17 protein-coding genes are annotated in these 17,792 nt (G+C 66.7%); 6 read left to right on the top strand and 11 right to left on the bottom strand.

Features of this window, described 5'->3' with window-relative positions; all coding sequences use genetic code 11:
* Window positions 1–51 precede the first annotated feature (51 nt).
* From QX128_RS30705 to QX128_RS30695, 3 genes are read left to right on the top strand one after another with little or no spacing between them, the layout of a single operon-like run.
* A complete protein-coding gene (locus QX128_RS30705; protein ID WP_316239390.1) occupies window positions 52–1,104 on the top strand; it encodes a type III polyketide synthase in 1,053 nt (350 codons plus the stop codon).
* Window positions 1,101–1,607 (top strand): isoprenylcysteine carboxyl methyltransferase family protein, encoded by a 507-nt coding sequence (locus tag QX128_RS30700; RefSeq protein WP_316239389.1) that lies wholly within the window; start codon window positions 1,101–1,103, stop codon window positions 1,605–1,607. The genes QX128_RS30705 and QX128_RS30700 overlap by 4 nt, the downstream gene beginning before the upstream one ends.
* Window positions 1,604–3,223, top strand: coding sequence for a DHA2 family efflux MFS transporter permease subunit (locus QX128_RS30695; protein ID WP_316239388.1), 1,620 nt, complete (start codon window positions 1,604–1,606; stop codon window positions 3,221–3,223). The genes QX128_RS30700 and QX128_RS30695 overlap by 4 nt, the downstream gene beginning before the upstream one ends.
* On the opposite strand, the gene QX128_RS30690 is transcribed toward QX128_RS30695, so the two are convergent.
* Both QX128_RS30690 and QX128_RS30685 read right to left on the bottom strand, forming a co-directional pair.
* Entirely contained in the window at window positions 3,161–3,913 is a 753-nt protein-coding gene (locus QX128_RS30690; protein WP_316183009.1) for a sulfate transporter family protein, read from the bottom strand. The two genes, QX128_RS30695 and QX128_RS30690, sit on opposite strands and share 63 nt — an antisense overlap.
* Before the next feature lie 76 nt (window positions 3,914–3,989).
* The gene (locus QX128_RS30685; RefSeq protein WP_410053197.1) at window positions 3,990–6,461 is read right to left on the bottom strand and encodes a heavy metal translocating P-type ATPase; all 2,472 of its coding nucleotides are present in this window, start codon (window positions 6,459–6,461) and stop codon (window positions 3,990–3,992) included.
* Window positions 6,462–6,737: 276 nt separating this feature from the next.
* Between QX128_RS30685 and QX128_RS30680 the strand changes: the two genes are divergently transcribed.
* Window positions 6,738–7,013: a metal-sensitive transcriptional regulator gene (locus QX128_RS30680; RefSeq protein WP_315805626.1), complete on the top strand. Its 276-nt coding sequence runs from the start codon at window positions 6,738–6,740 to the stop codon at window positions 7,011–7,013.
* A gap of 12 nt (window positions 7,014–7,025) precedes the next feature.
* Here QX128_RS30680 and QX128_RS30675 read toward each other — a convergent pair whose 3' ends face one another.
* The gene (locus QX128_RS30675) at window positions 7,026–8,003 is read right to left on the bottom strand and encodes a YiiX/YebB-like N1pC/P60 family cysteine hydrolase (RefSeq protein ID WP_316183007.1); all 978 of its coding nucleotides are present in this window, start codon (window positions 8,001–8,003) and stop codon (window positions 7,026–7,028) included.
* Between the two features lie 194 nt (window positions 8,004–8,197).
* On the opposite strand from QX128_RS30675, the gene QX128_RS30670 reads away from it, so the two are divergent.
* Entirely contained in the window at window positions 8,198–9,610 is a 1,413-nt protein-coding gene (locus QX128_RS30670; RefSeq protein WP_316239386.1) for a flavin monoamine oxidase family protein, read from the top strand.
* Window positions 9,611–9,763: 153 nt separating this feature from the next.
* Here QX128_RS30670 and QX128_RS30665 read toward each other — a convergent pair whose 3' ends face one another.
* The 7 genes from QX128_RS30665 to rpmI all read right to left on the bottom strand — a co-directional run bounded on the left by QX128_RS30665 (window position 9,764) and on the right by rpmI (window position 16,449).
* Entirely contained in the window at window positions 9,764–10,708 is a 945-nt protein-coding gene (locus QX128_RS30665; protein WP_316239385.1) for an MBL fold metallo-hydrolase, read from the bottom strand.
* A 33-nt stretch (window positions 10,709–10,741) separates the two neighbouring features.
* Window positions 10,742–11,518: a sulfite exporter TauE/SafE family protein gene (locus tag QX128_RS30660; protein ID WP_315805630.1), complete on the bottom strand. Its 777-nt coding sequence runs from the start codon at window positions 11,516–11,518 to the stop codon at window positions 10,742–10,744.
* Window positions 11,515–13,923 (bottom strand): phenylalanine--tRNA ligase subunit beta, encoded by a 2,409-nt coding sequence (gene pheT / locus QX128_RS30655; RefSeq protein ID WP_316239384.1) that lies wholly within the window; start codon window positions 13,921–13,923, stop codon window positions 11,515–11,517. Before pheT ends, QX128_RS30660 begins: the two co-directional genes overlap by 4 nt.
* Window positions 13,920–14,417, bottom strand: a complete 498-nt coding sequence (locus QX128_RS30650) for an endonuclease domain-containing protein (RefSeq protein WP_316239383.1) — start codon at window positions 14,415–14,417, stop codon at window positions 13,920–13,922. The genes pheT and QX128_RS30650 overlap by 4 nt, the downstream gene beginning before the upstream one ends.
* Window positions 14,418–14,572: 155 nt before the next feature.
* On the bottom strand, window positions 14,573–15,655 hold the full coding sequence (gene pheS / locus QX128_RS30645; RefSeq protein ID WP_316239382.1) for a phenylalanine--tRNA ligase subunit alpha: 1,083 nt from the start codon (window positions 15,653–15,655) through the stop codon (window positions 14,573–14,575).
* Window positions 15,656–15,811: 156 nt separating this feature from the next.
* Window positions 15,812–16,171: a 50S ribosomal protein L20 gene (gene rplT, locus QX128_RS30640; RefSeq protein WP_012040570.1), complete on the bottom strand. Its 360-nt coding sequence runs from the start codon at window positions 16,169–16,171 to the stop codon at window positions 15,812–15,814.
* Between the two features lie 77 nt (window positions 16,172–16,248).
* Complete coding sequence (gene rpmI, locus QX128_RS30635) at window positions 16,249–16,449, bottom strand: 50S ribosomal protein L35 (protein ID WP_008539890.1); 201 nt, start codon at window positions 16,447–16,449, stop codon at window positions 16,249–16,251.
* A 261-nt stretch (window positions 16,450–16,710) separates the two neighbouring features.
* Here rpmI and QX128_RS30630 point away from each other — a divergent pair, with 261 nt between their 5' ends.
* The gene (locus QX128_RS30630; RefSeq protein WP_316239381.1) at window positions 16,711–17,091 is read left to right on the top strand and encodes a hypothetical protein; all 381 of its coding nucleotides are present in this window, start codon (window positions 16,711–16,713) and stop codon (window positions 17,089–17,091) included.
* 109 nt (window positions 17,092–17,200) lie between these two features.
* Here the strand turns inward: QX128_RS30630 and infC are convergent, their stop codons facing one another.
* Window positions 17,201–17,740, bottom strand: a complete 540-nt coding sequence (gene infC, locus QX128_RS30625) for a translation initiation factor IF-3 (protein WP_315805664.1) — start codon at window positions 17,738–17,740, stop codon at window positions 17,201–17,203.
* Between the last annotated feature and the right edge of the window lie 52 nt (window positions 17,741–17,792).

The following is a 17,792-nucleotide window of genomic DNA, read 5'->3' as shown; positions in this document are numbered from 1 at the left end:
GTTCCCGCGTTCTCGGACCCTTCTGCGCCGGGACGTTGAAGGATCAGCCGCATGGACAACACTGCCGCACTCGTGTCGCTCGCGACCTCGGTGCCACCGCATCAGTTTCGCCAGAACGAGGTGATGGAGGCGGCGCGCGTGGTGCTGTCGCCGCGCTTTCCGCAGTTCGACACGATGGCGAGCCTGTTCGCCAACACCGGCATCCGCCAGCGCTACGGCGTCAAGCCGATCGAATGGTACATGGAGCGGCGCGGCTGGCCGGAGCGCACGCAAGCCTATCTCGAAGGCGCCGAGGCACTGTTCGTCGACGCGACGAACAAGGCGCTGGCGCAGGCCGATCTCACGGCTGCCGAGATCGACACCATCGTCAGCGTGAGCTCGACCGGCATCGCGACGCCGACCTTGGAGGCGCGCGTCGCCGGCCGCATGGGCTTCCGCTCCGACGTCTCGCGCGTGCCGGTGTTCGGCCTCGGCTGCGCCGGCGGCGTTTCCGGCCTGTCGATCGCCGCGCGGCTGGCGCAGGCGCGGCCCGGCACCAATGTGCTGTTCGTGACCTTCGAATTGTGCACGCTCGCGGTGCGCCACGACGAGCTGAGCAAGGCCAACATCGTCGCGCTCAGCCTGTTCGGCGACGGCGCGGCGGCCGCGATCCTGCGCGCCGGCGACGGCGGGCAGACGCGCGTCGAGGCGACCGGCGAGAAGCTGTGGCCGGATACGCTTGATATCATGGGCTGGAGCGTCGATCCCGAAGGCTTTGGCGTGATCTTCCAGCGCACCATTCCGGACTTCGTCACCGAGAACATGGGCCCCGCGGTCAACGAGATCCTCGGCAACATGAAGCTCCTGCCCGGCGACGTCGATCGCTTCGTCTGCCATCCCGGCGGCGCCAAGGTGATCACGGCGCTGGAGCGCGCGCTGTCGATCGGCCAGGGCACGCTCGACCATGAGCGCGAGATCATCGCCGACTACGGCAACATGTCGGCGCCGACGGTGCTGTTCGTGCTGGAGCGCGCGCGCGCCCGCGGACTGCCGCCGCGCTCGGTGCTGACGGCGCTCGGACCCGGTTTCACCGCAAGCTGCGTTTCATTGAGGCACGCCGCATGACCTTCGCCGCCTTCGTCCTCGCCCTCGTCACCATGCAACGGCTCGGCGAGCTCGTGCTCGCCCGCCACAACACCCGTCGCCTGCGCGCCATGGGCGCGGTCGAGGTCGGCGCGGACCATTATCCGCTGATGATCTCGATGCACGCGGCCTGGCTGGTGTCGCTGTGGCTGCTCGGCGCCGACCAGGAGGTCGATCCGTGGCTGCTGTCGGGCTTCGTGCTGCTGCAGGGGCTGCGCTGGTGGGTGCTCGCGACGCTCGGTCCGCGCTGGACGACGCGCATCATCATCCTGCCCGGTGCGCCGCTGGTGACCGATGGTCCCTATCGCTACATCTCGCATCCGAACTATCTGGTGGTCGCCGCCGAGATCGCGCTGCTGCCGCTGGCGCTGCATCTGCCGCTGATCGCGCTGATCTTCTCAGGCCTGAATGCGGCGGTGCTGTTCATCCGCATCCGCGCCGAATCGGAAGCACTCACCGGCATCGGCGGCGGCCAGACGGCATGAGCGGGTCGGCCGCGCCGCAGGATCGTCCGAGCCTCACCACCTGGCTCGGCTTCATCCTGATGTGCGTCGGCATGTTCATGGCGATCCTGGACATCCAGGTGGTGGCGACGTCGCTGCCGACCATCCAGGAGGCGCTCGGCATCACGCCCGAGGCGATGAGCTGGATCCAGACGGCGTATCTGATCGCCGAGATCATCGCCATTCCGCTCACCGGCCTGCTCACGCGCGTGTTCACCTTGCGCTGGCTGTTCACAGGCGCCGTCGGCATCTTCACCGCCGCCTCGCTCGGCTGCGCGTTCAGCGGCGATTTTCACACGCTGCTGGCGTTCCGCGTGCTGCAGGGCTTCTTCGGCGGTCTGTTGATCCCCGTGGTGTTCTCCGCCGTCTTCCTGCTGTTTCCGCCGCGCCTGCACGCGGTCGCGACCACCATCGGCGGCGTCGTCGCGGTGCTCGCGCCGACCATCGGGCCCGTGGTCGGCGGCTTCATCACCAACACCTGGTCGTGGCCTTGGCTGTTCCTCATCAACATCGTGCCGGGTGTCATTGCCGCGCTGGTGACGCCTGGCCTGCTGCCGAAGCAGCGCATGGATCTCGCGGAGCTCGACAAGCTCGACCTGTTTGCGCTGCTACTGCTCGCGGTGTCCCTGGCCAGCCTCGAGCTCGGGCTGAAGGAGGCGCCGAAGGGCGGCTGGCTGTCGTCGAACTGCATCGCGTTCCTGGTGCTGAGCGCGTCATGCTTCACCTTGCTCGTTCAGCGCCTGCTGGCCTCGCCGCATCCGATCCTGCGGCTCGGCAGCTTTCAGCGGCGGTCGTTCACGCTCGGCTGCCTGTCGAGCTTCTGTCTGGGCATCGGGCTGTTCGGCTCGGTGTATCTGATGCCGGTGTTCCTCGCCTTCGTGCGTGGCCACGATGCGTTCGAGATCGGCAAGATCATGCTGGTCACGGGCGTGGCGCAATTGATCGCAGCCCCGCTGGTGACGGCGCTGGACGGCAAGGTCGATGCGCGTCTGCTGACGGCGTTCGGCTTCGTGGTGTTCGGCACGGGGCTTGCGGCCAGCGCGTTCCAGCCGCCGACGGCGGACTATCAGGAGATGTTCTGGCCGCAGGTGGTGCGCGGCGTCGGCATCATGTTCTGCCTGCTGCCGCCGACGCGGATCGCGCTCGGCGACCTGCCGCAGGCGGAAGTCGCCGATGCCAGCGGGCTGTTCAACCTGATGCGCAATCTCGGCGGCGCCATCGGCATCGCGCTGATCGACACCATCATCTACGGGCGCGTCACCTTGCATGCGCAGGCGTTCCGCGACCGCCTGATGGCCGGCGACACCGCCGCCGCCAAGGCGATCGGGCTGGCGCCGGAGCTGCTGCGCAACCGGCCGCGCGGCGTCTCGGAGGAGCAGGCGATCGCCTATGTCCGGCCGCTGGTGGAGAAGGCCTCGCTGGCGCTGTGCGTCAACGAGGCCTGGTCGCTGCTCGCAGGCATAGCCCTGCTCGGCTTCCTGCTGATCCCGTTTGCGCGCAACAAGGCCGTGAGCCTGTCGCCGCGGATGATGGCGCTAGAGGCTGCGCAGCCGGCGCTCCGGCGACGGCTCGATCAGCTCGGGCCGCGGTCCGGATAGGCGCTTGTGCAGGTGGACCATGAAGGCCATGCCGAACAGCGGCGTCGCCAGGTTCACGATCGGGATGGTGACGAAGGCCGCGATGATCAGGCCCGCGGTGAACACAGTCACCGCATTGTCGCGCCGCATCGCCTTCGCTTCCGCCGGCGGCCGGAAGCGCATCGCGGCGAGCTCGAAATATTCGCGGCCGAGCAGCCAGGCGGTGGCGAGGAAGAAGATCACGAAGCCGGCGCCGGCCAGGAATACGAAGGGCAGGGCGATCAGATAGACCAGGATGGTGAGGCCGGCGGCCTTGAGGCCTTCCGCGATCGCGACGCCGAAAGGCAGGGCGACGCCGGGGCGTTCGGCCGGATAGTGCTCGCGCTCGACGAGGTCGGCGACGTCGTCGACGAACAGGCTCGCGATCAGCGACGTGATCGCCGGCATCAGCATGATGCCGCCGAACACCACGCCGAAGCCGGCGGCGATCGAGATGATCCAGGTCAGCACCTCGAGCGTGCCGTGCGAGTTCGGCCCGAGCATGGCTTCCGCCCAGCCCTCGCCGGCGGTCGCGAGCCAGGTCAAGAGCCGCTGCAGCCCAATCGCGAGCACCGTGACCAGCACCAGCGCCAGCCCGATCGAGCGCCACAGGATCGAGCGCATCGGCGGCGACAGAATTTGCGAAATCGCCTTGATGGCGGCGTCGATCATGGCGGGGTCCCTCGCTGCAAAGCCCGCGGCAGAGGTAGACATGCCGGCGGGCTTCGGCAAGTCCGCCGGCATCGTCTCAAAGATCGGTCGCCCGCAGCCGCAGCGCGTTGCCGACCACGCTGACCGACGACAGCGACATCGCGGCAGCGGCGATGATCGGCGACAGCAGGATGCCGAACACGGGGTAGAGGATGCCGGCGGCGATCGGGATGCCCGCGGCGTTGTAGATGAACGCGAAGAACAGGTTCTGGCGGATGTTGCGCATCGTCGCCGCCGACAGTTTTCGCGCCCGCGCGATGCCGCCGAGATCGCCCTGCAGCAGCGTGACGCCGGCGCTCTCCATCGCCACGTCGGTGCCGGTGCCCATGGCGATGCCGACGTCGGCCGCGGCGAGCGCCGGCGCATCGTTGACGCCGTCGCCGGCCATCGCGACGATCTTGCCGCTGGCGCGCAGCCGCGCGACCACGGCGCTCTTCTGGTCCGGCAGCACCTCGGCCTCGACCTCGGTGATGCCGATTTTTCGCGCGACCGCGGTGGCCGTGGTGCGGTTGTCGCCGGTCAGCATGATCACCTTGATGCCGTCGGCCGCGAGTGCCTTCAGCGCCTCCGGCGTCGAGGCCTTGACCGGATCGGCAATCGCGAACAACGCGGCCGGTTTGCCGTCAACGGCCATCGTGATCACGGTCGCGCCCTCTTCGCGCAGCCGCTTGCTCTCGACCCCCAGCGTATCGGTGATGATACCGAGCGAGGCGAGATAGGTGGCATTGCCGAGCACGACCGACTTGCCGTCGATCTCGCCGCGCGCGCCCTTGCCGGTCGGTGCGTCGAAGTTCTTGACGTCGGCGAGCTTGAGGTTGCGCTCGCTGGCGTGCCGGACGATGGCCTCGGCGAGCGGATGCTCGCTGGCGCGCTCGACGCTGGCGGCCAGCCGCAGCGCCTCGGCCTCGTCGAAGCCCTGAGCGGTGACGATGCTGGTCACCTTCGGCTTGCCCTCGGTCAGTGTGCCGGTCTTGTCGACGACCAGCGTGTCGACCTTCTCCATCCGCTCCAGCGCCTCGGCGCTCTTGATCAGCACGCCGGCCTGGGCGCCGCGACCGACCCCGACCATGATCGACATCGGCGTTGCCAGGCCGAGCGCGCAGGGACAGGCGATGATCAGCACGCTCACGGCGGCGACGAGGCCGAAGGCGAAGCGCGGCTCGGGGCCGAAGACGTACCACGCGACGAAGGCGGCAATGGCAGCCGCGATCACCGTCGGCACGAACCAGCCCGCGACCTGGTCGGCGAGGCGCTGGATCGGCGCGCGCGAGCGCTGCGCATCGGCGACCATCTGCACGATCTGCGACAGCAGCGTCTCGCGACCGACCTTGTCGGCGCGCATCACGAAGCTGCCGGTCTGGTTCAACGTGCCGGCGATGACGCGCTCGCCCTCGTCCTTGGTGACAGGCATCGATTCGCCGGTGACCAGCGATTCGTCGAGCGACGAGCGGCCTTCGAGGATGACGCCGTCGACCGGCACCTTCTCACCGGGACGCACGCGCAGCCGGTCGCCGACCGCGAGCTCGACGATCTCCACCTCATGATCGGTGCCGTCGGCATCGAGCCGCCGCGCCGTCTTCGGCGCCAGCTGCAGCAGCGCCTTGATCGCGCCCGACGTCGCCTCGCGTGCGCGCAGCTCGAGCACCTGGCCGAGCAGGACGAGAATGGTGATGACCGAGGCCGCCTCGAAATACACCGCCACCGCGCCGCCATGGCCGCGGAACGCCGGCGGAAACGCCTGCGGCGCCAGGGTCGCGATCACGCTGTAGACATAGGCGACGCCCGTACCCATCGCGATCAAGGTGAACATGTTGAGATTGCGGGTCTGGACCGATTGCCAGCCGCGTACGAAGAACGGCCAGCCGGCCCACAGCACCACCGGCGTCGCCAGCGCGAACTGGATCCAGTTCGACAGCACGGGATCGATCAGGCCGTGGCCGCCGACGAGGTGCCCGCCCATCTCCAGCACGACCACGGGAGCTGCCAGCACCGCGCCGATCCAGAATCGTCTGGTCATGTCGGCGAGCTCGGGATTGGGCGCATCGTCGAGGCTGATGACGTCGGGCTCCAGCGCCATGCCGCAGATCGGGCAGGTGCCTGGGCCTTCCTGCCGGATCTCGGGATGCATCGGGCAGGTGTAGATCGTGCCCGCCGGCATCTCCGGCGGCGGCTCGCGCTCGCCGAGATATTTGTCGGGCTCGGCCGCGAATTTGGTGCGGCAGCCGGCCGAGCAGAAATGGAAAGCGTGACCCGCGTGCTCGAAGCGATGTTTCGAGGTCGCGGGATCGACGCTCATGCCGCAGACGGGATCGATCACCTTCGCATCGTCATGCTGATGCGCGTGATGGTCATGACCGCCACAGCACGACGCCGCGGCTGCAGGCGCGGCCGTCACGAGATACTTGGCGGGATCGGCGGCGAACTTGGTGCGGCAGCTCGCGGAGCAGAAATGGTACGTCTGCCCCTGATGTTCGAAGCGGTGCTTGGAGGTCGCGGGATCGACGGACATGCCGCAGACGGGATCCTTCACCTTCGCGATCGGCGGCGGCGCCTCGTCACGGCCGCCGCAGCAGCCGCCATGGTTGTGCGCTGGTGTCGCATCGGCACGATCACTGCAACATCCCTCTGCAGCCGCGGTCTCTTGTCCGGTTTCCACCGCGCTCGCCTGTGGTCCACAGCCGCATCCGCTGGCCTTGACCGCTGCGGCGCCATGTCCGTGTTCGGTTCCCGACATTGCCCAGCCTCGCCTCTTGAAACCTATACCCTGTAGGGGTATATAGGCCGCATGCGCGAGGACATCAAGACATCCTGTCAGAAACGTTTGAGCCGGATCGAAGGGCAGGTCAGGGGCCTGTCGAAAATGGTCGAGGACAACCGCTACTGCATCGACATCGTGACCCAGATCTCCGCTGTCAGGGCGGCGCTGCGACGAGTCGAGGAGGAGATTCTACGCGACCACGTCGCCCATTGCGTCGAGCACGCCATCGCATCGGGCGACAAGGCCGATCAACGGCAGAAGATCGCGGAGTTGATGGATGTGATCAGCCGGTCGGATCGCTGAGGCCAGCCCGGGTCAGACTGCCACTTTTTTGCGGCGTCGTGCGGTCGGACGTGGCGCGACGTTTCGTACCGGCTCGGCGACGAGAAAATGCTCGCTGACCACGAGCCGCTCGCCGAGCTTCGCAACTACTTCCTCAGCCGCAGCCTGCTGCGTCGCTTCTTCGTCAGCCGTCTCAGGAACGAGCGGCGGCGCTGTGATGGCTCCTGGAAACACGGCGAACTCGCCCGCTACCTCCGCGAGCGGCTTCTGCTTGTCGGCCCAATGCAGCGTCGTGTAGTCGAATCCATTGACGATGGTCGGCTTGACGATCTCGAAATAGGGCGAGATGTCGAAGTCGCGCGGCATGTAGAGCGACGAATCGCGGATGTGCAGGATCTCGCGCTTGGCGCGCCGCGATGGCGCCCGCGTGATCTTCGGCAGGATCGGATAGCGCACCGCGTCGAACGCCTGCGCGATCAGCGCCGAGCAGATCATCTTGGTCGGATCGCCCGAGCCCAGCGCGATCATGCGCCGCCGCCAGCGTTGCGGAATCGGCATCGGGATCAGATAGCGCATCAGGTCGATGATGTTCTTGGTGTCGTAGCCGAAGCCGATGCGATTGATGGCGTAGCGGCACACCGTGTGCCGGTCCTCATACGTTAGTCCGACCGGACGGCACACACGGGTGTGGTAGGCGAAATATTTCGACAGCGGCGCCGAGATCACGCCATCGCCGACATAGGCCTCGACCAGCACGTGCGGCTCCCCATCGGGCTCGACGGCGCCGTCGATCGGTCCGACATAGAGCGCGGCATGCGACCAGGTCGACTGCGTGAGGTATTTGATGATGCCGGAAATACGGCTGTTGCCCTCGACGAGCAGCACGTCGCCGGGCTGGACATCCTTGCGCAGATAGTCCGGATCGCTCGGCGTGAACGGCTCATAGCCCGGGATCTCCTTCTGGAGATAGGCGGCAATCAGCTTGCCGATGTGATCGAGCACGATACCCATAACGCTCCCCGGGCGACCTTGGCCGGTCGCCGGCTTTTTCCCTTCTTCCATGATGGTCGATTGCGGTTGCAATTTGGTTCATAGTCGATGCGTTCTGCACGGCATCACGTTTACCATCCCGGTTGCCGCAGCGCGGCAGATGCGGCAAATTCGGCGGGTATTCGTTTGATTCAAAAGCTTTCGGAAACCATGTCATGAATGTCACGCGCCGCGGCTTCCTCTCCGCTTCCGCGGCGCTGGCCGCGCTGCCTATTGCCGGCCGCGCCGCGCAGTCGGCTGTTCCACGCGAGGCTGACATTGTCGTGATCGGGGCGGGAGCGGCGGGAATCGCCGCGGCCCGTCGGATCGTCGCGGCCAACCGCAAGGTCGTGGTGCTGGAGGCCGCGCCGCAGCCCGGCGGCCGTTGCAGCACGGATACTGCCACCTTCGGCGTGCCGTTCGATCGCGGCGCCCGCTGGCTGCTCAATGCCGACGGCAATCCCATCAGCAGGCTCGCGCGGGGTCTCGGGCTCGATCTCGTCGCGGCCCCCGTCGGGCAGAAGATCCGGGTCGGTCGGCGCAATGCGCGGCCCGGTGAGACCGAGCAGTTCCTGGCGGGGCTGGTGCGCGCCAATCGCGCCATCGACGAGGCGGCGCGCGGCAAGCTCGACACCTCCTGCGCCGCGGCGCTGCCGAAAGATCTGGGCGACTGGACCAGCACCACCGCGTTCGTGCTCGGCGCCAGCGCGACCGGGAAGGATCTCGCCGATCTCTCCGCGATGGACAAGGCGCGTGCGCAGGATCGCAGCGCGCCGCTGGCCTGCCGCCAGGGGCTGGGCACCTTCATCGCCAGGCTCGGCGAAGCGTTGCCGTTGTCGCTGTCGACGCCGGCAACGCGCGTCGTGTGGGCCAACCGCGACGTCGCGGTGGAAACGCCGGCGGGGCGAATCGCGACGCGCGCCGTCATCCTCACGGTGTCGACCAACGTGCTGACATCAGGCGCCATCAAGTTTGCGCCCGAGCTGCCCAAGCGGCAGCTCGACGCCGCCGCCAAGCTCAGCCTCGGCAGCTACGATCACATTGCGCTGATGCTGGCGGGCAATCCGCTCGGCCTGTCGCGGGACGAGGTCATCATCGAGCAGAGCAATTCCAACCGCACGGGTCTGTTGCTGGCCAATATCGGCGGATCGTCGCTCTGCGCCGTCGATGTTGCCGGCGCCTTCGGCCGCGAACTCTCAGCGCAGGGCGAGGCGGCGATGGTCGACTTCGCCAGGGAGTGGATCGGCAAGCTGTTTGGAAGTGAGGCCGCCGCAGCGGTGAAGTCGTCCGCAGCCACGCGCTGGAACCAGGCGCCGGGCGTGCTCGGCGCGATGTCGGCGGCCACGCCCGGCAGCCAGGGGGCGCGCAAGATCCTCGGCGAACCCCTCGGTCCGCTGTTCCTGGCGGGCGAGGCGACGCACGAAACGCTGTGGGGCACGGTCGACGGCGCCTGGGACTCCGGCGAACGTGCCGCCGAAGCCGCGCTGCGGCGGATCGGCGCGCTGAAGGATCCCGAGCCGGAGCCGAGCAGTGAGCGGCAACGGCCGCGCCGCCGCGGCAAGGTACGCTCGGCCTCGCCGGAGGATTGAAGTAGGACCGTAGGGTGGGCAAAGGCGCAGCCGTGCTATCACCACATTCGAAAATCGTCGTGGCGCCGTGCCCGCCATTTTGCTGATGAGTTCGCGGGTGGATGGTGGGCACGCTGCCGCCTTGCGGCGGCCGCTTTGCCCACCCTACGCGGGCTACACCGGCAGCTTCAGCTCCATCAAATCCTTCGCCACGATGATCCGGCCCGTGTAGTTCTTCTTCACGTCGCGCGTCCAGTCGTCGTCGGTGACCTCCGGATCATCACCGGGCACGAAGTGGCTGAGCGCCAGCACCTTCACGCCTGCCGCCGCAGCGATACGCCCGACGTCCTCGGTCGTCGTGTGGCTGTCGAGCAGGTGCTTCTTCAGCGTCGAGCCGTTCTTCGTTTTCGCGACCAAGCGATCGACCGCCGGCACATACAGGCATTCGTGCACCAGCACGTCGGCGCCCCTGGCGAACTCGGCGAGCTTCGGATTGTAGGCGGTGTCGCTCGAGAACACGATCATGCCGTCCGGGGTCTCGAACTTGTAGGCGAAATTGTCGGTGATCGGCGGATGCGGCGTGCGGAACGCGGTCACCGTCACATCCGCCGTCTTCAGCACGACGCCGTCCGCGTCGATGTCCTTCGCGACCAGGAGCGGCCGAGGATCGGGCCTGCCTTCATCTGCGATGCGTGTGTCGACGTCGAACTTGTTGGTTTCCCAGAAACTCCTGGTCATCGCCTCCAGGCCCTTCGGTCCGAACGACTGGATTGGCGTCGACAATCCTGCGGCCCAGGCGTTGTAGAACAGGTTGCCGTATTCGAGATTGTGATCGGAATGGTGATGGCTGATCAGGATGTACTTGACCGACGGGATCGGAACGCCCGCATTGACGAGCTGACGGCTGACGCCCATGCCGCAATCGATCACGAACGGCGTGCCGTTGACGACGACGAGATTGGCCGGATTCGAAGCGCCCACGCCGACGCGTGGGCCGCCCTTGGTGCCGAGGAAGACGATCCGCGTGCCGGTCTTGGCGCCTTGCGCGAACACCGAGCGCGCTGCGACAGCTCCGGCTGTGCCCAGCGCGAGCGACAACATCGTGCGGCGATTGATCATGGTGTCCTCCCGGTCGGTCTCGTTGCGGGGAGGCTAGCCTCGCCCGAGCACGCCGTCGAGGGCCGGCAGGCCGGCGATGACGGCAATTGCGATCAGCACATAGCAGATGGCGCGGAACACCTGCTCGCTGGCGCGGCCGAACAGCGAAGCGCCGAACGCAACGCCAAGCGCGTAGACCGGCCCGATCAGCAGCGAGAGCTTCAGCGAATCCCAGGAGATCAGCCCGCTCATTGCGTAGCTCACCATCGCGAAGAAGTCCGATGCGCCGAAGAACAGCACGATGTTCGCTCGCGCGATCTTCGGCGGGATCGGGCGTCCCAGCCAGTAGCCGACGATCGGCGGGCCCCCGGTCTGCGCCAGTCCGCTGCAAAATCCGGAGATACAGCCGACAGCGACCGACAGTGCGGTGTACTCCCTGCCGCGATAGCGCCAGCCGGACAGCAGCAGCGCAAGCAGCGCGAGCACGAAACCGGTGATGATCCAGCGGACGGTGACCGGGTCCAGCCGGCTGAGGAAATAGGTGCCCACGGGCACGCCGACCAACGCGCCCGCAACGATCACCGCGGTGGCCCTGCGGTCGGCCTCGCGCCAGGCTGGCGCCACCATCGGGGCCATCGAGACGAAATCGATCACCAGCAGCAGCGGCGCGACCAGACGGGGCGTCGCAAAGCTGCTCGCGAGCGGCATGAAGATCAGCGCCGAGCCGAAGCCGGAGAACCCGCGCGCGGTCGCAGCAATAAAAGCCGTGATCGCCAGTGCGACCGTCGCGAACAGGCTGAGGTCGGCAGGGATGAGCCCGGACAGGCTCATCCGCGCAACGTGCCGCCGGTCTTCTTGGCGACGTCAGCGGTGATCTTCGCCGCGACGGCGTCGATCTCCTCGTCGGTCATGGTCTTGTCGCGTGGCTGCAGGGTCACGGCGATCGCGACCGACTTCTTGCCGTCCTCGATGCCCTTGCCCTCGTAGACGTCGAACACGGTAACATCGGTGATCAGCTTCTTGTCGACGCCCTGCGCGGCGCGCACGATGTCGCCGGCCTTGACCTTGCGATCGACGATGAAGGCGAAGTCGCGCGACACCGGCTGGAATGCCGAGAGCTCGAGCACCGGCTTGGCGCGGGTCGGCTTCGCCTTGGCGGCCGGAATGCGATCGAGGATGACCTCGAAAGCGACGAGCGGGCCGTCGACCTTCAGGGCCTCCAGCGTGCGCGGATGCAGCTCGCCGAAATGTCCGAGCACGTTCTGCGGTCCCATCTGGATGGTGCCGGAGCGACCCGGATGCATCCAGGCCGGACCGCCGGCAACGATCTGCAGCGACGCCATCGGCGCGCCGGCCGCCGCCAGCACGGCCAGCGCATCGGCCTTGGCGTCGTAGGCACTGGCCGGCTGCGATCCCGTCCAATGCCGGCCGAGTCCCTTCGCCGAGGCGATGCCACGGCGGATGCCGCTCGCGGCCACGAACTGATCCGTGGGGCCGTCGCCCTTGAAGACCTGCCCGACCTCGAAGATCGCCGCATCGCCGAAGCCGCGATCGGCGTTGGCCTGCACAGTCGCGATCAGGCCCGGCAACAGGCTCGGGCGCATGTCCGATAGATCGGCTGCGATCGGATTGGCGAGTGCGAGTTCGGCCTTGCCGCCGCCGAACAATTCGGCGGCCGGCTTCGAGATGAATGACCACGTCACGGCTTCGACCATGCCGCGTGCCGCCAACGCGCGCTTGGCGCGCCGCGTGCGCAATTGCAGCGGCGTCAGAACCGGCTTGCGCGGCGCATCGCCGCGCTCGAACGGCGTCATCGGCACCTTGTCGACGCCGACGATGCGCACGATTTCCTCGACGATGTCAGCCTTGCCGTGGACGTCGCTGCGCCAGGAGGGCACCGCGACCTTCACGACCGGGCCATTGCCTGCGACCACGAAGCCGAGATGCGTCAGGATCCGCCGCATCTCGGTCAGTGGCACCTCGATGCCCGCCAGCCGCTTCACCTCGGTGAGCGGGAAGTCGACGATGCGGTCATCGCCGAAGGGATTGCCGACGACGAGGATTTCCGATGGCGTGCCGCCGCACAGGTCGAGCACCAGCCTGGTCGCCATCTCCAGGCCCGGCACCATGAAGGCCGGATCGACGCCACGCTCGAAGCGGTAGCGCGCATCGGAGTTGATGCCGAGCTTGCGGCCGGTCTGGGCGATGTTGATCTCGTTCCACAGCGCCGATTCGATCAGCACGTCGGTGGTGTCTTCATCGCAGCCCGACGCCTCGCCGCCCATGATGCCGGCGAGCGATTCGACAGCGGCGTCATCGGCGATGACGCACATCGAATCGTCGAGCGTGTAGGTGCGGCCGTCCAGCGCCAGCAGCGTCTCACCGTCGCGCGCGCGGCGGACGACCAGGTTGCCCTTGACCTTCTTGGCATCGAACACGTGCAGCGGACGCGCGCGGTCGAATGTCATGTAGTTGGTGATGTCGACGAGCGCGTTGATCGGGCGCAGGCCGATCGAGGTCAGGCGCTGCTGCAGCCATGTCGGCGACGGGCCGTTCTTGACGCTGCGCACCAGCCGCAGCGCGAAGCCGGGACACAGCTTCTCGTCTTCGAGCACGACTTTCACGGGACAGGGGAATCCGCCCTTCATCGGCTTGATGCCGGGGTCTTTCAGCTTACCCATGTCGGCGGCAGCGAGGTCGCGTGCGATGCCGTGCACGCCGGTGCAGTCCTGGCGGTTCGGCGTCAGATTGATCTCGAACTGGGGATCGCCGAGCCCGGCCCATTCGGCATAGGGGGTGCCGATCGGCGCATCCGCCGGCAGCTCCATGATGCCGTCGTGATCGTCGGAGATCTCAAGCTCGGCCGCCGAGCACAGCATGCCGCGGCTCTCGACACCTCTGATCGTGCCGACCGAGAGCGTGATGTTCTTGCCGGGGATGTAGGTGCCGGGCGGCGAGAACACCGACACCAGCCCCGCGCGCGCATTCGGCGCGCCGCAGACCACCTGCACCGGCGCGCCACCGTCACCGGTGTCGACCATGCAGACGCGCAGCCGGTCGGCGTTCGGGTGCTGCTCGGCGGAGACGACGCGCGCAATCCTATACGGCGCGAGCAGCTTCGCCTTGTCCTCGAGATGCTCGACCTCGAGGCCGATCATCGTGAGCTTGTCGGCGATTGTCTCGACCGACTCATCGGTGTCGAGATGGTCCTTCAGCCAGGACAGCGTGAATTTCATGGCTGCATGCCTCGGATCTTGCTGGTGTTTGTATCGTGAGTGTGGTCGTGTTCGCTGTCTTGGTCGCTTGCGACGCTCTCTCCGCTCCCTCCCCCCTTGTGGGGGAGGGGTGGGGAGGGGGGTAAGCCGCGGGCGCGGTCGGCAATGGCTTGGCGGATTGCCGCAACAACACCTTCCAGATTCGAGGTCACCTGCTCATTAGTGAAGCGGAGGACCTCGAAGCCTTCGGCTGCGAAGAAGGCGTCACGCTCGGCGTCTCTTGCCTGCCGTTCGGTGAAATCGTGCGACTCGCCATCGAGCTCGATCACGAGCTTGGCCGAGAAGCAGGCGAAGTCTGCGATGTAGTTGCGAAATGGCACCTGGCGGCGAAAGCTGGCGCCGTCAATTCGGTCGGCCTTGATGTAGCACCACAGCAGCGTCTCGGCGCGCGTCATCGCCTGGCGAAGTTGCTTCGCTCGGTTGCGCTGGCGGTTGCTGACAACGGCGTGCGGCATCCTGGGCTACCCCCCTCCCTGACCCTCCCCCACAAGGGGGGAGGGAACGGAGAGACCGATGGTTGTCGAAGTAAGAGCGCGCAGATCCCAGCCCTCCCCCGCAAGCGGGAGAGGGAGTCCTAGCGTTTGCTGGGAAACATTGGGGCCGACAATCGTCACGTGCTCAATCCCCCGGCCAGCGTCGGCACCTCCAGCGGCTTGAAGCCGTAATGCGACAGCCAGCGGACGTCGCCTTCGAACAGCTGGCGCAAATCGCTCATGCCGTATTTCAGCATCGCGATGCGGTCGATGCCCATGCCCCAGGCGAAACCCTGGTACTCGTCGGGATCGATGCCGCAGGCGTGCAGCACGTTCGGATGCACCATGCCGCAGCCGAGAATCTCCAGCCAGTCCTCGCCCTCGCCGAAGCGGATCTCGCCCTTGTCGCGGCGGCACTGGATGTCGACCTCGAGCGACGGCTCGGTGAACGGGAAGAACGACGGCCGGAACTTCATGTTGATGTGGTCGACCTCGAAGAACGCCTTGCAGAATTCGTGCAGGATCCATTTGAGGTGGCCGAGATGCGAGCCCTTGTCGATGACGAGGCCCTCGACCTGGTGGAATTGCGGCGTGTGCGTCGCGTCCGAATCGATGCGGTAGGTGCGGCCCGGACAGATCACGCGGATCGGCGGTTTCTGGCTCAGCATCGTGCGCACCTGCACCGGCGAGGTGTGGGTCCGCAGCAGCATGCGCGAGCCGTCAGGCTTAGGGTTGAAGAAGAAGGTGTCGTGCATCTCCCGCGCCGGATGGCCTTCCGGGAAATTCAGCTTGGTGAAGTTGTAGTCGTCGGTCTCGACGTCGGGACCTTCGGCGATCGAGAAGCCCATGTCGGCGAAGATCGTGGTCAGCTCGTCCATCACCTGGCTGAGCGGATGGATGCGACCGGTGTCGGCCGGCGTGTCCTGCAAGGGCAGGGTGACGTCGATGGTCTCGGCGGCGAGGCGGGCGTCGAGCGCGGCGGCCTTGAGCACGTCGCGGCGCGCGGTCAGCGCCTGCGTGACCTTGTCCTTGGCGAGGTTGATCGCCGCGCCTTGCGTCTTGCGCTCGTCCGGCGACATCTTGCCGAGCGTGGCCAGCAGCGCCGAGATCGAGCCCTTCTTGCCGAGGGCGGCGACGCGCACCGCTTCCAGCGCGGCTTCGTCGCCCGCAGCGGCGATCTGGTCGAGGATCGAGGTTTCGAGCGAGGCGAGGTCGGACACGGGCAAAATCTCCGCGGGACAAAAGGCGGCTGGGTTGTCGCCGCGCCGGCGACAGGGGTCAAGCGAAAGCAGGCAAGCAAACCGGCATGTCGCCGGATAGCAAAAAGCGGCCGAGAGCATCGGCCGCTTTTGAAACCCTCACGATGCGCTGGGCGATCAGGCGGCGAGCGCCGCCTTGGCCTTCTCAACGATCGCCTGGAACGCGGCGGGCTCGTTGATCGCGAGATCGGACAGCACCTTGCGGTCGACGGTGATGCCGGACTTCGAGAGGCCGTCGATAAATCGGCTGTAGGTCAGCTCGAACGGGCGCACGGCGGCATTCAGGCGCTGGATCCAGAGCGCGCGGAAGGTGCGCTTCTTGCGCTTGCGATCACGGAACGCATACTGGCCGGCCTTCTCGACGGCCTGCTTGGCGGTGCGGATCGTGTTCTTGCGGCGGCCGTAATAGCCCTTGGCGGCCTTGAAGACTTTCTTGTGCTTGGCGTGGGCGGTCACACCGCGTTTGACGCGAGACATGCCGGAAATCCTTGGATTCAGAGATGACGATCAGCCGCGGCTTTGAGGCGGCCAGGGGTTCGGAAGCGAGAGGCCGGTCAGGCGTTCGGCAAGAAGTACTTCTTGACGTTGTCGCCGTCGGTCTTGAACAGCACGCGGGTGCCGCGCAGCTGCCGGATCTGCTTCTTCGTCCGCTTGATCATGCCGTGGCGCTTGCCGCGCTGGGCGTGCATCACTTTGCCGGTGGCAGTCACCTTGAAGCGCTTTTTGGCGCCGGATTTGGTCTTCAGCTTGGGCATTTGGCTCTCCTTGATGCCAACGGCAAGCCGCCCGCAAAAGCGGCGCCATCCGGCGAAAATGCTCGTTAGAGCGTTGGTTGTGCTCAGGTTTCGGGTCCAAACGAGGATCCACCCGCACAGAAACATCGCCACGGCAGCCCTTGATCAGCCGGGCGACGAAGGCCGCGCTTATGCCAGAGACAAAGCCAGTTGGCAACGTCGAACCACGGAATCGGCTATTCCGACCCATGATCAGCCGACCATGACAGTCGAGGATCGACCATGACCCCCCTCATTCGCCGCGCCATCTCCGCCGCCTTCACGACCGCGCTGCTGACGGGCCTCGCAGGCCTGCCGGCGAGGCCTGCGCACGCTGCCGGCTTCGATGGCGCCTGGACCGTGCTGATCATCACCGAGACCGGCAGTTGCGACCAGGGCTACAGCTTCCCGATCCGGATCAGCGGCGGCCGGGTCCTCTCGAACAGCACCGCCAACATCACCGGCTCGGTAGGCCGCGGCGGCGCCGTCACCGTGCGGGTATCCCAGGGTGGCGCCTCGGCCAGTGGCACCGGCCGGCTCGGCGCCACGTCAGGTTTCGGTCGCTGGAGCGGCAAAGGCTCGTCCGGGACCTGCCGCGGGCGGTGGCAGGCGACGCGGTCCTGACCCAGGCCCGAAAGACCCAGGCCCGCAAGAGCGGTCCTGGCGGGCGCTCTCAAGAGAAAAGCCCGCCAAACGCGTGGCGGGCCCGGCTTCGGGTGTCGGTGTGCTGGACCTAGCGCGGCGCCAGAACCATGACCACCTGACGGCCCTCGAACCTGGCGTCCTGCTCGACCTTGGCGAACGCTGCGACGTCGGATTTCACCTTGTCGAGCAGCTTGGTGCCGATCTCCTGGTGCGCCATTTCGCGGCCGCGATAGCGCAGCGTGATCTTGACCTTGTCGCCCTCTTCGAAGAACCGCTGCATCGCGCGCATCTTCACGTCGTAGTCGTGGTCGTCGATCATCGGGCGGAGCTTGATCTCCTTGATCTCAACGACCTTCTGCTTCTTGCGGGCCTCGGCGGCCTTCTTCTGCGCCGAATATTTGTACTTCCCGTAGTCCATGATCTTACAGACGGGAGGCGTGTTGTTCGGCGAAATCTCGACCAGATCCATGCCGGCGTCAGCGGCCATCTTGATCGCGACAACGGTCTCGACGACACCACGGTTGGTGCCTTCGGCATCGATCAGCTGGATCTGCGCATTGCGAATCTCATCATTGGTGCGCGGCCCGTCTTTGACGGCAGCGGGCGGGGCTCGATTGGGGCGGCGAATGGGTAGTTCTCCAAGGTTGTGGAAGAAGGCGGCTAGTTTGAAGGAAGATGCT

It is taken from the genome of Bradyrhizobium sp. SZCCHNR1015, from assembly GCF_032489875.1.
Taxonomy (GTDB): Bacteria; Pseudomonadota; Alphaproteobacteria; order Rhizobiales; family Xanthobacteraceae; genus Bradyrhizobium.
Note: the sequence above shows the minus strand (reverse complement) of the source record. Positions and strands in the feature narration are given on the sequence as shown.

Coding starts and splice junctions, on each gene's coding strand:
- QX128_RS30700 (WP_316239389.1), top strand. CDS start 1,101: ATGACCTTCGCCGCCTTCGTCCTCGCCCTCGTCACCATGCAACGGCTC.
- QX128_RS30650 (WP_316239383.1), bottom strand. CDS start 14,417: ATGCCGCACGCCGTTGTCAGCAACCGCCAGCGCAACCGAGCGAAGCAA.
- QX128_RS30705 (WP_316239390.1), top strand. CDS start 52: ATGGACAACACTGCCGCACTCGTGTCGCTCGCGACCTCGGTGCCACCG.
- QX128_RS30670 (WP_316239386.1), top strand. CDS start 8,198: ATGAATGTCACGCGCCGCGGCTTCCTCTCCGCTTCCGCGGCGCTGGCC.
- QX128_RS30665 (WP_316239385.1), bottom strand. CDS start 10,708: ATGATCAATCGCCGCACGATGTTGTCGCTCGCGCTGGGCACAGCCGGA.
- QX128_RS30660 (WP_315805630.1), bottom strand. CDS start 11,518: ATGAGCCTGTCCGGGCTCATCCCTGCCGACCTCAGCCTGTTCGCGACG.
- QX128_RS30680 (WP_315805626.1), top strand. CDS start 6,738: ATGCGCGAGGACATCAAGACATCCTGTCAGAAACGTTTGAGCCGGATC.
- QX128_RS30675 (WP_316183007.1), bottom strand. CDS start 8,003: ATGGGTATCGTGCTCGATCACATCGGCAAGCTGATTGCCGCCTATCTC.
- QX128_RS30695 (WP_316239388.1), top strand. CDS start 1,604: ATGAGCGGGTCGGCCGCGCCGCAGGATCGTCCGAGCCTCACCACCTGG.
- QX128_RS30685 (WP_410053197.1), bottom strand. CDS start 6,461: ATGTCCGTCGATCCCGCGACCTCCAAGCACCGCTTCGAACATCAGGGG.
- QX128_RS30690 (WP_316183009.1), bottom strand. CDS start 3,913: ATGATCGACGCCGCCATCAAGGCGATTTCGCAAATTCTGTCGCCGCCG.
- QX128_RS30630 (WP_316239381.1), top strand. CDS start 16,711: ATGACCCCCCTCATTCGCCGCGCCATCTCCGCCGCCTTCACGACCGCG.
- rpmI (WP_008539890.1), bottom strand. CDS start 16,449: ATGCCCAAGCTGAAGACCAAATCCGGCGCCAAAAAGCGCTTCAAGGTG.
- rplT (WP_012040570.1), bottom strand. CDS start 16,171: ATGTCTCGCGTCAAACGCGGTGTGACCGCCCACGCCAAGCACAAGAAA.
- pheT (WP_316239384.1), bottom strand. CDS start 13,923: ATGAAATTCACGCTGTCCTGGCTGAAGGACCATCTCGACACCGATGAG.